This window comes from Wocania ichthyoenteri Th78 (genome assembly GCF_000789235.1).
In the GTDB taxonomy this organism is placed as follows: domain Bacteria; phylum Bacteroidota; class Bacteroidia; order Flavobacteriales; family Flavobacteriaceae; genus Wocania_A; species Wocania_A ichthyoenteri.
In genome coordinates, this window is sequence record NZ_KN525716.1 from 637,051 (window position 1) to 652,500 (window position 15,450).

The following is a 15,450-nucleotide window of genomic DNA, read 5'->3' on the forward strand; positions in this document are numbered from 1 at the left end:
TGTCGAAATTACTTAAATCGAACCTTCAAAAATCTTCACCAAAAAATACCAAACAATTAAATTATCTTTGTACCTCTTAACACGATACCATGCGCATAGATATTATAACTGTTTTACCAGAATTACTTAAAAGTCCGTTTGAAGCTTCTATTTTAAAACGTGCTATAGATGCGGGTTTAGTAGAAATTCATTTTCACAATCTACGCGATTATACCTCTGATAATTATAAATCTATTGACGACACCCAATTTGGTGGTGGCGCTGGTATGGTTATGATGGTTGAGCCCATAGACAAATGTATTTCTGCTTTAAAATCTAAACGTAAATACGACGAGGTTATTTACATGACACCAGATGGCGAAACCTTAAAACAAGGCATTGCTAACCAACTCTCATTAAAAGAAAATATTATTATTTTATGCGGGCATTATAAAGGAGTAGACCAACGTGTACGAGACCATTTTATTACACGAGAAATTTCTATTGGCGATTATGTACTGTCTGGTGGCGAGTTGGGGGCTGCAGTACTTTGTGATGCTATAATACGTCTAATTCCTGGAGTTTTAGGGAATGAAACCTCTGCTCTAACCGATTCGTTTCAAGATGGCTTACTAGCACCACCAATTTACACAAAACCTCGTGAGTATAAAGGTTGGAAAGTACCAGAATTATTATTTGGGGGTAACTTACCAGAAATTGAAAAATGGCGCGAAGAACAAGCGTATTTACGCACTAAAGAACGACGACCAGATTTGTTGGATGATTAACTTTTAAATAACACCTATAGAAAATATGGATAACACACAATTGCAGTTAGTAGCTGCTAGTATAGTTAGTGGTTTAGTACATTTAATTGTTCTTATAGCTTCAATAATCATGTTTGCAAAAAAGAGAACTATTGCCACGATTGTTTTACTTTTAGGTAGTGTTTTAACAAGTATTGGTTTTATTGGTGGTTTCATTTATAACGCAATAGCTGCAAGAAACGGAACTGAAGCCTTATTAGATGCCCAAGTAACACTTACTTTTTTTAATGCATTTTCTTTTTTTATTTTTGGGATTGGTTTGTTTTTATTGGCTTTAAATTTTAATAAGAAAAACTAATTCATATCAAGCTTATCAAAACAAGCAAGAAATATATAGCCCTATTGAATACTATAAAAAATGAATAAGTCAAAAAACTACGGCTTTTTAGTATATTTCTATAAGAAAAATCAATTATATTTACGGGATAACAACGATAAAAAAGTTACTATATCCTGACTTATTTACGGGATATGAAACCTAAAAATTACGATATAACAAGTTGTGTGTAATACAAAACAAAAAAGACTATGAAGGATAAATTTAATTGGGCAAACGCAGGAAATATCCCTTCTAAAGGATATAAATGTGGACATTGTGGGCATCAATTAGCATCTCAAGTCGGATATACTGGAACCGTACAAACATCCAGCCACAATAAAGTGCATATTTATATTTGTCATTTTTGTACACGCCCTACATTTTTTGACTATGGAAAACAAATACCAGGAGCAAAAATTGGAAACCCTATTTTGCATATAAGCAATCCAGATGTTGAAAAATTATTTTTAGAAGCTAATGATTGTTATACTATTGGAGCATATACATCAGCAGTAATCTGTTGCAGAAAATTATTAATGAATATTTCTGTTGAGCAAGGAGCAAAAGAAGGAAAAGGATTTGTTGATTACGTAAATTATTTAAATGACAATAATTTTATCCCACCCAATGGAAAAGAATGGGTAGATTCAATTAGAAAACTTGGAAACGAAGCAAATCATAAAATTGATTTTAAAACCGAAGAGGACTCAAAACTAATTTTGACCTTTACAGAAATGCTTTTAAGGTTTGTTTACGAAATGCCGGGATTAATGAAGGCGAGTATGAATATAGAGGTAGTTGACCCAAAAACTGAATAAGTACTACACACAACACTGGCTATAGTTCATTGCTTCTGACTTTCCTCTCGGAAAGTCCTCGCAAATTTGCTATCTTCGGTTTACGGCGGAAAATCCTCGCGGATTTTCACGCAACGAAACCATAGCCAAACACGTTATGTGCAAGTTGAAAAAACATTATGCTAAACAAAATTGAATTTTCAGATTTATACAGATTCCTAACATCTATAGGATTGATTTTTATAGCTTCTTCATTCATAATTCCTTGGTTGTTTATGAAACAGGAATTAGGTATAATATCATCAACAGACTACAATGGATTAATTCAATCATCGAAAGACCTTGTTGACAACAGAATTAGTTTGAATTTAATCGTAATTAAAGCTCTTCCACTTATTTCTATTGGATTATTCTTATTTGGGTGTTTATTAATTTTCATAGGTTTTAAAAAATGGAAGAAAAAACAAGATGGTATAGATGAAACAGACGGAATTAAGTTAGAGTTACTTCTAGCTACAAAGCAATTGGATTCAGAGGAAATTGATGAAAAAGCAGAAATGGAAGTACAAGAAGAAATTCAAGAAAGCACTTCAAACGAAGAAATAAAAGATGAGAAACCAAAAGCAAAAAGCAAAGAAGAAATTGAAAAACTAAAAACTAACTTAATCGGAATGGAAAAACTCTTTTATGATAAAATAATTGAGTTTAATTCATTTGCTTATGAGCCAAAAGCAAATGTAAAAATTGACGATAAATTTGAGGCTGATATTGTTTTAACACCAAATAATAAAAGGAAAAATCCAGATATAATTATTGAGGTTAAATATTTACAAACAAGATTAAATATGGACATTGTAAAAAAGTCTTTTAGCGCTTTGGTAAGAATGCGAAATCACATTTTTAATTCAAGTAAAAGAAGTCCTACTTTGATTTTAATAATGGTCTATCGTTCTGACATAGGAAATGCTGAAGAGATTCATAGATTCAAAAATGGAGTTGTTGAATACTTAAGTCAATTTAGTGTTGGCACCTTCAGACACTTTATATTGAATGAACAAGAAGCTGAAAATTTCAATATAAATACAATCATAAAATAAAAAACCAGCAGGTAACACGTGTATAATTCATTGCTAGTACTCGCCTACTTACGAAAATCCTAGCGGATTTTCTATTCGGTTTGTATTTGCTAAATTAGTTGCTGAAACACTCAACGAAATCATACACAAACACATTGTGGTGCATTTTAAAACCGTGCGTTCATTCAAAATTTCGGAGGTTAAATCATTTTAATATTACTTTGAAATTTTTATCCGTAATAAGTAAAATAATACCAGCAATACAACAATACAAAGCTGTGTAAAAGTGTTTATAATCATTATGTGCGAAATGAACCATTAATGCACCAATTGCGAATGGCAATAACCATAAAGTTGATATGTTTTTAACTTGATGCATCCAAAATCCAACAACTAAACCAATTACACCCAACAATTCGCCATAACCAATAAATAGAGTCCATATTTTCCCAAAACCAAAATTGCTCATATTTCCCATCATACTTTCCTTTTGAAAAACTTTGAAAAGACTTGCATAGCCAAATGCATAAATTAAATACCCATAAGAAATCCAATGGGCTACTTGTACTAAAATTTTCATATCTATTATAATTTTGTTCAAAAGTAATAGTTATATTTACAAATTGAAAGTACATACAAAATTGTATGATACTAACAAAAAAGTAAGAAATGAGAAAGACAACATCTACCAATACGATAAATAAGGAGCAATTAGAAGCAAATTGTGGAATTGCATATACAAACTCAATCTTAAGTGGTCGATGGAAACTTAGTATTCTAGCATTCTTATTGGATGAAAAAAAATTAAGGTATAGTGAATTAAGAAATAGATTAACCGGAGTTTCGGAAAGAATGCTAATAGCAAAACTTAAAGAATTACAAGCGGACGACTTGATAAATCGGATTTCTCATCCCGAAGTTCCACCAAGAGTAGAATATGAACTTTCTAAAAAAGGTAAGTCATTAGAAAGTATTTTAATACAAATGGCTAAATGGGGAACGAAAAATGCAACTTAAAACAGAAATACATAAAAAACGAACCGCCAACATGCGGATATAACAAACAAACTAATACTTAATTTTTTACAAAAAAGTTTTTTTAGCATTACCAAGCCCGTGTTAAGGATAGCAGCGGCATCCTTTTTTTAAATAATTAATACAAACTTTAATTTAGAACTTGTATTTAATAGATAGCCACGTCCTTCGTCCTCGCTATGACGTTAAAAAAAGATATAGCGAATAGCCTGACTTTTTGCTACCAAAACCTTAAATAATTAGCTCTAAGTTTTAAGCAAAAAGAAACACCAAAAAAATATAAATAAAAACGTTGCAGATTATTAATTAATAGTTATTTTTGCACCCAATTTCGGGTTAACCTCTGGCGAGAATCGTGAATGTTGTTCTGAATTAATTATAATTAAATTTAAAGATATGGAATCTTTAGTAAAATTTGTACAAGACGAATTTGTAACAAGAAAAGACTTACCAGAATTTGCAGCTGGAGACACTATTACAGTATTTTACGAAATTAGAGAGGGCGAAAAAGTTCGTACTCAGTTTTTTAGAGGTGTTGTAATTCAAAGAAGAGGATCTGGAACATCAGAAACTTTTACAATTAGAAAAATGTCTGGTACTATTGGTGTAGAGCGTATCTTCCCAGTTAATTTACCGGCATTACAAAAAATAGAAGTTAACAAACGTGGTAAAGTACGTAGAGCTAGAATTTACTACTTTAGAGGTCTTACTGGTAAAAAAGCTAGAATTACCGAGCGTAGACGTTAACATAGTAATATCATTTACGAAAGTACTTAAAAGCCTTGACAGATGTCAGGGCTTTTTTTATTAACTTTTGTTAATAAGTCTGGTTTATAAATAGTTGATATCTAATCGCTTAAAAAATTTGATTATTTAAAATGTGATTATATATTAGCAAAAGAAATTAATAACAACCTCTGGTTGGTTTCGTATAAAAGCGAATTTACATTAAGGTCTAAAATAGAGTAACGTTCTTTATATACAATTGTTTTTTGAGGTTTGGATGTGCCACGTGTATGCGTGAGTGAGCATAAAACCATGACGCTATAAAAAGTCCCACATACGCAAGTAGATGGTATCTAGTATAGCTGAAAGCTTGAAAAGTAGTAGTTAACGAAAGGGAATACTATAAATAGAGCAATGCGTTGGAGTTTCCCATACATGAAAATGGATGGCTAACAAAAAAGTATCAAGAAAAACAATTAACTGAAGCATTTTGGTAATAAGTCAATACATTTTGAAAATTACATCACGAAATGTTTCATTGAAATAATAGTACTTGAATTGAAAAGGTTTTATGAAAATTAAAACCGATTTAGTAGCAATACTAATAGATCACGTTATGTTATTTCAAAGAAAGCCATATCAGAGTAGATTAAATTCTATAGTGATATGGCTTTTGTTTTTTATAATTTCTACACTTCTATTTTATCATTTTCTTACAGACTTTAGCTTTTTTTATCATTCTAATAAATCATTTATAACCTGCTTGACTTCATCAATCAATTTAAAGGTTTTTAAAAGTCAATTTTTGTATATTCGCATCGCGAAAACGTTATCGTTAATTCTGCTCCTATTTAAGTAATAAATCTATAAAAAACACAAGGCGAATGTCTAAAATTATTTATACAAAAACTGATGAAGCGCCAGCTTTAGCAACCCGTTCTTTTTTACCAATAGTAAAAGCTTTTGTAAAGTCTTCTGGAATAAACATTGAAACTAAAGATATTTCTTTAGCAGCAAGAATTTTATCTACTTTTCCAGATTTTTTAAATGAAGACCAACGTGTTTCGGATGATTTAACATTTCTTGGCGAATTAGCAAAAAAACCTGAAGCTAATATTATAAAATTACCAAATATAAGCGCCTCAATTCCTCAGTTAATTGCCGCAATTACTGAGTTACAATCGCAAGGTTTTAATATTCCTAATTACCCAGATGAACCAAAAACAGATTCAGAAAAAGACATAAAATTACGCTACGATAAAATTAAAGGTAGTGCTGTAAATCCTGTTTTACGTGAAGGAAACTCAGATAGACGCGCCCCTAGAGCAGTAAAGAATTACGCTAAAAAGAATCCACATTCAATGGGTGCTTGGTCTAGTAATTCTAAAACACATGTGGCAACTATGAGCCATGGCGATTTTGCACACAATGAGAAATCTGTGACTTTAGAAGACGCTACAACTGTAAAAATAGAACATGTTGATGCTAACGGAAATACAACTATTCTAAAAGATAATTTGGCATTATTACCAGGAGAAATTATTGATGCCACAGTATTGAATAAAAAAGCTTTACTAAACTTTTTAGAAGAACAAATTGCTGATGCTAAAGAGAAAAATGTATTGCTTTCATTGCACATGAAAGCCACTATGATGAAGGTTTCAGACCCTATTATTTTTGGTCATGCGGTACGTACTTTCTTTAAAAATGTATTTGCAAAATACGAAGAAACATTTGAAGAAATTGGTGTTGATGTAAATAATGGATTTGGTAATTTACTAAGTAACCTTCAAGAATTACCAGAAACTAAACGCAAAGAAATTGAAGCTGATATTAAAGCTGCTTTTAAAAACGGTCCAGATTTAGCGATGGTAAATAGCGATAAAGGTATTACCAATTTACACGTACCGAGTGATGTCATTATTGATGCTTCAATGCCAGCAATGATTCGTACTTCTGGTAAAATGTGGAACGCAGAAGGTAAACAACAAGATACCAAAGCAGTAATTCCTGATAGTAGTTATGCAGGCATTTATACAGCAACTATAGATTTTTGTAAAAAACATGGAGCATTCGACCCAACAACAATGGGGACTGTTCCTAATGTTGGATTAATGGCTCAAAAAGCTGAAGAATACGGATCTCACGATAAAACTTTTGAAATGACTTCAAACGGAACGGTTCGTGTTATTGATACTTCCGGGACAGTTTTAATTGAACACACTGTTGAAACTGGAGATATTTGGAGAATGTGTCAAGTTAAAGATGCTCCTATTCAAGACTGGGTAAAATTAGCAGTGACAAGAGCTAGAGCTTCTCAAACTCCAGCAGTTTTCTGGTTAGATAAAAATAGAGCGCATGATGCCGAACTTATTAAAAAAGTAAATACGTATTTAAAAGATCACGATACTTCAGGATTAGATTTAAGAATCTTATCACCTATTGATGCTACAATTTTTACTTGTGAAAGATTAAAAGATGGAAAAGATACTATATCGGTTTCTGGTAATGTTTTACGAGATTATTTAACTGATTTGTTTCCAATTCTTGAAGTTGGTACAAGTGCAAAAATGTTATCTATTGTTCCGTTAATGAACGGTGGTGGATTATTTGAAACTGGTGCTGGTGGATCTGCACCAAAACATGTACAACAATTGTTAGAAGAAAATCATTTACGCTGGGATTCTTTAGGAGAATTTTTAGCACTCGCTGTGTCATTAGAGCATTTTAGCGAAGTAAATAATAATGCTAAAGCTAAAATACTAAGCGAAACTTTAGATGATGCGACCGAAAAATTATTAGAAAATAAGAAAGGTCCATCACGCAAAGCTGGAGAATTAGACAATAGAGGAAGTCATTTTTATTTAGCCATGTATTGGGCTCAAGAATTGGCAAGTCAAAATAATGATGCAACGTTAAAAGAAGAGTTCTCAATATTAGCAAAGCAATTAGCTGATAATGAAACGAACATCATTAATGAATTAACAGAAATTCAAGGAAAACCAATACATATTGGTGGTTACTATGAGCCAAACGAAGCTTTGATAAACCAAGCTATGCGACCAAGCAAAACGCTTAACAGTATCTTGTAACATACAATACATATCTTTTGTTAAAAGCTCCTAACCTTAGGAGCTTTTTTTATATTTTTATAAAAAAAGCTGAATGAAAAACTTTATGTTATGGCTTGTTATTGCCCTATCTTTATATAGTGCCTCTCTAAATGCTCAAGAAAAATTTACTTTAAGTGGCATTATTTCTGAAAAAAAAAGTAACGAGACCCTAATTGGTGTTAACATAATATTTCCAGAAACGGGAACAGGAACAACTACTAACGAATATGGTTTTTATTCCATCACTTTACCTAAAGGCACCTACTCTGTAATCATAAGTTACCTTGGCTACACAACTAAAACAGAAATTATAGAACTGAACAATGATATTTCCAAAAACATAAGTTTGGTTAACTCCCTCGAAAGTTTAGATGAAGTTATTATTACTAATAATATTGAAAAATTAAGCATAAACAAACCACAAATGAGTGTTAATACTTTAACCTCAAATACCATAAAAAAAATCCCCGTTGTTTTAGGCGAAGCAGATATTATTAAGGCTATCACTTTACTACCAGGTGTTACTAATGCTGGAGAAGCCTCATCTGGTTTTAATGTTAGAGGTGGTTCGGCAGATCAAAATTTAATTCTTTTAGACGAAGCAATTATTTACAATTCGTCACATTTATTTGGTTTCTTTTCGGTTTTTAATCCAGATGCCATTAAAGACCTTCGGTTATATAAAGGTGGTATACCTGCGAGATACGGCGGTCGCGTTTCATCTGTTTTAGATATTTATCAAAAAGAGGGAAATAGTAAAGCATTTAACCTAAATGGTGGTATTGGCATTGTTGCGAGTAGACTGCTTGCCGAAGGGCCTATTAAAAAAGACAAAGGCTCTTTTCTTTTTGGCGGCAGATCAAGTTATGCGCATTTATTTTTACCACTTTTCGATATTGAAAACATTGCTTATTTTTATGATTTAAACACAAAGCTGAGTTATAAAATAAACGACCGAAATAACATTTACTTATCAGGATATTTTGGTAGAGATGTGTTTAGAGTTGAAGACACTTTTGAAAACACTTATGGCAATTCTGTTTTAAATTTTAGATGGAATCATTTATTTTCAGACAAACTATTTTCTAATTTATCTTTAATTTATTCTGATTATTATTACAATTTAAAGCTAAATTTTGTTGAATTTGACTGGGTTTCTGGCATTCAGAATTTTAATTTAAAATATGATTTTAAATATTATTTAAACGATAAATTAAAACTTCAATACGGTTTAAATAGTATTTATTACAAATTTAATCCTGGAGAAATAAACCCAACTGTAGAGACTTCGGGAATTAATCCTTTTAAACTTATAGACAAGTATGCTTTTGAAAACGCATTGTATTTAGATGTTGAGCATAAGATTTCAAATAAATTAGCTCTATCCTATGGCTTAAGATTTAGCTCATTTTTTAGATTAGGACAAGACGAACTTAATATTTACAACAATAATCAACCTGTAGTTTTTAATGAAGATTTTCAGATATACGAAAAAGCAGACCCTATGGGTACAGAATCATTTAACCGTAGTAATGTTATTGCAAAATTCTTCAATTTAGAACCACGTTTTTCAGCAGCTTATCAAATTAATTTAAATAGTTCTGTAAAAGCGAGTTATAATCGAATGAGCCAATATTTACATCTATTATCAAATACAAACTCACCAACTCCACTAGATGTTTGGACCCCGAGTGGTAAATATGTAAAACCTCAATTATTAGATCAATTTGCTTTAGGCTACTTTAAAAATTTGAGCAATGATGAATATTCAATAGAAATTGAAGGTTTTTACAAAACCATAAAAAACAGAATAGACTATATTGATGGCGCAGATTTAATAGCAAACAACGCTATCGAACAGGTTATCCTTAACGGAAAAGCGAGAGCTTACGGATTAGAATTTCTATTAAGAAAAAATGAAGGCAGGTTTAAAGGTTGGTTGGCCTACACGCTTTCAAAATCTGAACAGCAAACAAAGGGCAGAACACCAAATGAGATAGGAATTAACAATGGTAATTGGTACAATACGCCTTACGACAAAACTCACGACATCTCTTTAACTGGAAGCTATAAACTAAATGATAAATGGGAGATTAACTCCAATTTTCTGTTCCAAACGGGTCAACCAGCAACATTTCCAAACGGGCAGTATATTTACAATGGTATTAATATTCCCAATTATGGTGCACGAAATAAAAACAGATTGCCAGCTTACAATCGATTAGATATTTCGTTAAAATATCAGCCAAAACAAGTAAAAAATAAAAACTGGCAAAGTCATTGGGTCTTTGGTATTTATAATATTTATAATCGCAGGAATGCACAATCAATAAATTTTAGTCAAAATACAACAACTGGATTTAACGAAGCTACTCGCTTATCAATTTTTGGAATAGTTCCTTCAATATCTTATAATTTTAAACTTTAAGCTTATGAAAAATTTAAAGAATTTTCATGAACACTTAATCAATATAACCATTATGAGGAAGAAATTAAAATGCCTATTTTTAATAAGCTTAATTATATTTTCTTGTGAAGATGTTATTCAAGTCGACCTTGAAACTGCTCAAACAAGATTAGTTATTGATGCCTCTTTAAACTGGCAAAAAGGCACTAGTGGTAATGAGCAATTTATAAAGCTTTCGCTAACAGCTCCATATTTTGGCAATACCATTCCGCCAGCAACAGGAGCTATTGTAACTATAACAGATTCAAATAACAATACATTTAATTTTACTGAAGAGGGAAATACTGGTATTTACACAAACAATACTTTTGCTCCTGTAATTAATAGGGAATACGCGCTAACTATTACCTATAATAACGAAGTTTACACAGCTACTGAAACATTAACACCAGTATCACCAATTGAGTATGTTGAGCAAAAAAACGACGGTGGTTTTACTGGCGATGAAATTGAAATAAAAGCCTTTTACACAGACCCAAAAGATATTGAAAATTTTTACTTATTCGAGTTTAGAAAACCAACTCTAAACACTATAAATCTTGAAGTATACGATGATGAATTCACAGATGGGAATCAAATATTCGCTTTTTATTCTGACGAAACCCTTACAAGCGGCGACCAATTAGAAATAAGAAACTACGGCATTTCAAGTCGTACATATAACTATTTAAACATTCTACTTCAACAAACCGATGACGAATCTGGCGACCCTTTTCAAACCCAGCCAGCTACAGTAAGAGGTAATTGCATAAATCAAACCAACCCGAATAACTATCCTTTGGGATATTTTAGAGTTGCAGAAACCCATGTTTTTACTTACACAATTGAATAATCTCCTTATTTTTATACTTGGCATAAAATTTGTGTGTTATTTCTTTAATAAAAATTATTAATAAAAAATAACACTGATTATTAGTAAAAATATAATTAATTAAAATTTTAAGATTTAATTAACCGTAAGAAATTATTGGTATACTATTTTTACTATAATTACAAATTTCACCAATCAAAAAAACCATCCAGCATGAATAAAAAAAGAATAGCCTATATAGTAGGTGCTATCGTTTTAATAATAATTGCCTATTCATATTTTAATTCCAATAATGATAAAGATGTTTCACTTACTGCCAAAGTAGTAAAAGGTACTTTTTTAAATGAAGTATTTATTTCTGGTGAAGCGCAATCTACAAGTTCAAAAAAAATTAACGGCCCAAGTAACGCAAGACGATTTAATATTTATCAAATAAAAATACAAGATTTAGTAGCAGAAGGTACTATTGTAAAAAAGGGAGACTATATTGGTAAATTAGATGCCTCTGAAGTTAATGGAAAAATTAATGAAGCACAATTAAATTTAGAAAAAGCTCAATCAAGATTCACACAACAACAATTGGATACCACTCTTACGCTAAAACAAGAGCGCAATTCTATAAAAGACTTATTATTTAATATTGAAGAGGATAGTTTAGAATTAGAGCGTTCAATATATGAGCCTCCAGCAACTATTAGATCATTAGAAAACAAGATTGAGAAAACTGCACGGGATTTAAAAGAAAAAAAAGCAGACTACTCAATAAAAAAGAGGCAAGCCAATGCAAAAATGATTGAAGTAGGTACTGAAGTTTCTAAAATCTCTAAACAAATAGAAGAATTATTACAATTACAAAAAGAGTTCACTATTTATTCAGATGATGCTGGTATGGTGACTTATGTAAAAGAGTGGAACGGCACAAAAAAGAAAGTAGGCTCTACTATATCACCTTGGGAACCCGCTATTGCTAGTTTACCAGATTTAACAAAAATGGAGTCGAAAACCTATAGTAATGAGGTTGATATAAGAAAGATAAAAAAAGACTTACCTGTAAAAATAGGTTTTGATGCTTTTCCAGATATAGAACTTGACGGAATTGTTACCGATGTTGCTAATGTAGGTGAAACTAAAGCAGGTTCAGATATTAAGCTTTTTCAGGTTTTAATAAAATTAAATGAAACAAATGAGAACATTAGACCTGGAATGACAACTTCAAACAAAATACTAATAGATCAAAAAAATAATGTTTTAATGATTCCATTAGAAGCCATTTTTGCTAATGATTCTATTAGCTATACATATGTAAAATCAGGATTATCAATCGATAAAAGACAAGTAGAATTAGGTCTGTCTAATAATGAAGTTGTAATTATAACAAAAGGATTGAAAGAAGATGATGTTGTTTATTTGAATAAACCAGAAGATACAGATAATAAAAGTATAACGCTATTAAAATAAGATGATAGATAAAATACTTTTAGAAAAACTAAAATCAACTTTTGGTGAAGCCTTTTGGTTTATTAAAACGAATAAGGTTAGAACTTTTTTAACCGCATTAGGAATTATTTTTGGTGTAGCTTCAGTAATTACTATGCTCGCCATAGGAAATGGTGCAGAAAAAGAAATATTAGCACAACTAGAATTAGTAGGTGTAAATAACATTGTGATTACCCCAATACCTGATGAAGAAGATGAAGACGCTAACGAAAGTGATGAGGATGCCAGTAAAACGGAATCAAAACGATTTTCTAAAGGCTTAGATATATTAGATGCAATAAGCGCTCAAAAAAACATTCCTAGCATTAAACTTGTTAGCCCAGAAATAATTTTGAATACCTATGTTATTAATAATGGTAGGCAAAATTCTGTTAAGCTCATTGGTATTTCTCCTGCCTTTTTTGAATCTTCTAATATTAGCTTAGAAAACGGTAAAAGTTTTTCAGACTATCAAATTAAGAATGCCTTACCAGTATGCATTATAGGCAAAAAAGTTGAGAAAAAATTATTTACTGGAGAAAGTGCTTTAGGAAAACAAATTAAAGTAAAAGATGTTTGGTTAAAAGTTATTGGTGTTATTGAAGAAAAATTAATCTCTGATAAAGCACAAGAAAACTTAGGCATAAGAGATTTGAATGAAGATGTTTATATACCTATAAATACATTTTTAGTACGCTATAAAGATCGAAAGATAATTAGTGATAAAATAGGTGCTCGAAATAGAAACCAAAATGGTCCAAAAAAAAGAATACCTAGAGGTAATTATCATCAAATAGATAAATTAACTGTACAGGTTTCAAATTCAAATGAGTTAAAAGCTACAGCTGAAGTTTTAAGTAAAATGCTAAAACGAAGACATAATGATGTTTTAGATTTTGAAATAGAAATCCCAATACAATTACTTAAACAGCAACAAAAAACTAAGCAAATATTTAATATAGTCTTAATCATTATAGCAGGAATATCGCTATTAATTGGAGGTATAGGTATTATGAATATCATGCTAGCTTCAGTATTAGAAAGAACCAAAGAAATAGGGATAATTAGAGCCATTGGAGCTACAGAAGAGGATGTTATATTACAGTTTTTATCAGAATCTGTACTTATTAGTGTTGGAGGGGGAATTATTGGGATTCTTCTTGGAGTTATAGGAGCTTATGTAATTGAAATAGTTTCAGGAATTGAAACTGTTTTATCTATAAATTCAATTATGATTTCATTCTTTATTGCTGTTGCTGTAGGATTAATATTTGGAATATTTCCAGCAAAAGCAGCCGCAAATAAAAAACCTATTCAAGCTTTAAGATCCGAATAATAAAATATGAAAAAAATACTCCTTATCATTATTATTGTTTTTCCATTATTCAATAATGCACAGTCAAAAAAACTAACACTTAATGAAGCGATTGAAATTGCTCGAAAAAAATCACCTGATTATAAAATTAATTTAAACAGAAACCAATCAAACTATTGGCGTTACAGACGTTATAAAGCAAGTTTTTTGCCTGAACTTAGACTAACTGCTACACTACCTGAATACCGAAATGCAGTACGCAGAATAACAAACGACACTGGACAAGATGTTTTTGTAACACAAAATCAATTGCTTATTGAAGGTGGTTTATCAATTTCTCAAAGTATACCATATACAGGAGGCACATTATCTGTCAATACAAACTTAGAACGTGTAGAATTATTTGGTCTTGACGATAATATTGGATATTCTGTTATTCCGTTTTCTATTAATTATTTTCAAAACTCAATATTATTTAACGAATTCAAATGGGATAAAAAAATTGAACCACTAATTTACGAAGAGTCCAAAAGAGATTTTATTGAAAATATGGAGCAAATATCTGTTAGTACATCCAATCGTTACTTTGATTTGCTAAAAGCACAAATGCAACTTGCTATTTCAGAAACTAACTTAAAAAACCAAGACACCTTATTTCAAATAGCAAAAGGGAGATATAGAATTGGAAAGATTGCTGAAAATGAACTATTACAAATGGAGTTAAGGTTCTTAAATTCAAAAAATAGAGTTACCACAAATACGGTTGAATTAAAAAGAGCATCACAAAATTTAGCACGATACTTAGAATTAGATACTGAAAATTTAAAATTAGATGTACCCGAACAACTACCCCTTTTTAATGTAGATATAGATAAAGCATTAAATGAAGCGCAGTCTAATAGAAAAGCGATTATAGAGTTTAGAAGAAAACGATTACAGGCCGAAAAAGAAGTAGCTTTTCAGAAAGGGAATAATAAATTACAATTGGGAATAAGAGCTAATTTTGGAATATCGCAAAATGGTGATGATTTTAATAACCTATTTAACAACTTTAACAAACAACAAAACGTTTCAGTATCTGTTGGCATCCCTATATTCGATTGGGGGGTCTCTAAATCAAGACGTAAAATGGCAGAAGCTAACTTAGATTTAACTAACAATAACATAAATCAAGACAAGCAAGAATTCGAGCAGGAAATATATTTACATGTATTAAACTGGTCTAATCAAAGAGATTTTTTATTCACAGCAGAAAAAGCTAAAGAGGTTTCAATGAAGCGATATGAAATTTCTAAAAAAAGGTATGTACTAAATAAAGTAACAATTACAGATTTAAATATTGCGTTAGAAGAAAGAGATAAGGCTGTATTTGAATACTTAAATTCTCTCGAAAAATTCTGGCGAGATTATTACATATTAAGACAGCTAACACTTTACGATTTTATTAATGATAAAAAAATAGAAGTTGAAGATATTCTTTTTGATTAAAACTCACTAATAATTCATACT

General features: G+C 30.8%; 13 protein-coding genes. 12 read left to right on the forward strand and 1 reads right to left on the reverse strand.

The window, feature by feature from the left end; genetic code table 11:
- The first annotated feature begins 89 nt into the window (after positions 1-89).
- The 4 genes from trmD to RG22_RS02865 all read left to right on the forward strand — a co-directional run bounded on the left by trmD (position 90) and on the right by RG22_RS02865 (position 3,019).
- Entirely contained in the window at positions 90-767 is a 678-nt protein-coding gene (gene trmD, locus RG22_RS02850) for a tRNA (guanosine(37)-N1)-methyltransferase TrmD (RefSeq protein ID WP_034040703.1), read from the forward strand.
- Positions 768-792: 25 nt separating this feature from the next.
- Positions 793-1,104 (forward strand): hypothetical protein, encoded by a 312-nt coding sequence (locus RG22_RS02855; protein WP_034040705.1) that lies wholly within the window; start codon positions 793-795, stop codon positions 1,102-1,104.
- A gap of 230 nt (positions 1,105-1,334) precedes the next feature.
- Positions 1,335-1,943, forward strand: coding sequence for a DUF4145 domain-containing protein (locus tag RG22_RS02860; protein WP_052143600.1), 609 nt, complete (start codon positions 1,335-1,337; stop codon positions 1,941-1,943).
- Positions 1,944-2,101: 158 nt separating this feature from the next.
- On the forward strand, positions 2,102-3,019 hold the full coding sequence (locus RG22_RS02865) for a hypothetical protein (RefSeq protein WP_156113340.1): 918 nt from the start codon (positions 2,102-2,104) through the stop codon (positions 3,017-3,019).
- Positions 3,020-3,203: 184 nt separating this feature from the next.
- Here the strand turns inward: RG22_RS02865 and RG22_RS02870 are convergent, their stop codons facing one another.
- Entirely contained in the window at positions 3,204-3,578 is a 375-nt protein-coding gene (locus tag RG22_RS02870; protein ID WP_034040707.1) for a DoxX family protein, read from the reverse strand.
- A gap of 89 nt (positions 3,579-3,667) precedes the next feature.
- Between RG22_RS02870 and RG22_RS02875 the strand changes: the two genes are divergently transcribed.
- The 8 genes from RG22_RS02875 (at position 3,668) to RG22_RS02910 (ending at position 15,429) form a co-directional block, all read left to right on the forward strand.
- On the forward strand, positions 3,668-4,015 hold the full coding sequence (locus RG22_RS02875) for a winged helix-turn-helix transcriptional regulator (protein ID WP_034040708.1): 348 nt from the start codon (positions 3,668-3,670) through the stop codon (positions 4,013-4,015).
- Positions 4,016-4,429: 414 nt separating this feature from the next.
- Positions 4,430-4,780: a 50S ribosomal protein L19 gene (gene rplS / locus RG22_RS02880; RefSeq protein WP_034040709.1), complete on the forward strand. Its 351-nt coding sequence runs from the start codon at positions 4,430-4,432 to the stop codon at positions 4,778-4,780.
- 863 nt (positions 4,781-5,643) lie between these two features.
- Entirely contained in the window at positions 5,644-7,851 is a 2,208-nt protein-coding gene (locus RG22_RS02885; protein WP_034040710.1) for an NADP-dependent isocitrate dehydrogenase, read from the forward strand.
- Positions 7,852-7,924: 73 nt separating this feature from the next.
- Positions 7,925-10,300 (forward strand): TonB-dependent receptor, encoded by a 2,376-nt coding sequence (locus tag RG22_RS02890; protein WP_034040711.1) that lies wholly within the window; start codon positions 7,925-7,927, stop codon positions 10,298-10,300.
- Positions 10,301-10,304: 4 nt separating this feature from the next.
- Positions 10,305-11,171 carry a DUF4249 domain-containing protein gene (locus RG22_RS02895; RefSeq protein WP_244462108.1) on the forward strand — a complete coding sequence of 289 codons (867 nt, stop codon included), beginning with the start codon at positions 10,305-10,307 and terminating at the stop codon, positions 11,169-11,171.
- 192 nt (positions 11,172-11,363) lie between these two features.
- Entirely contained in the window at positions 11,364-12,608 is a 1,245-nt protein-coding gene (locus RG22_RS02900; RefSeq protein ID WP_034040714.1) for an efflux RND transporter periplasmic adaptor subunit, read from the forward strand.
- Position 12,609: 1 nt separating this feature from the next.
- On the forward strand, positions 12,610-13,962 hold the full coding sequence (locus RG22_RS02905) for an ABC transporter permease (protein WP_034040717.1): 1,353 nt from the start codon (positions 12,610-12,612) through the stop codon (positions 13,960-13,962).
- A 6-nt stretch (positions 13,963-13,968) separates the two neighbouring features.
- A complete protein-coding gene (locus tag RG22_RS02910) occupies positions 13,969-15,429 on the forward strand; it encodes a TolC family protein (protein ID WP_034040719.1) in 1,461 nt (486 codons plus the stop codon).
- The last annotated feature ends 21 nt before the right edge of the window (positions 15,430-15,450 follow it).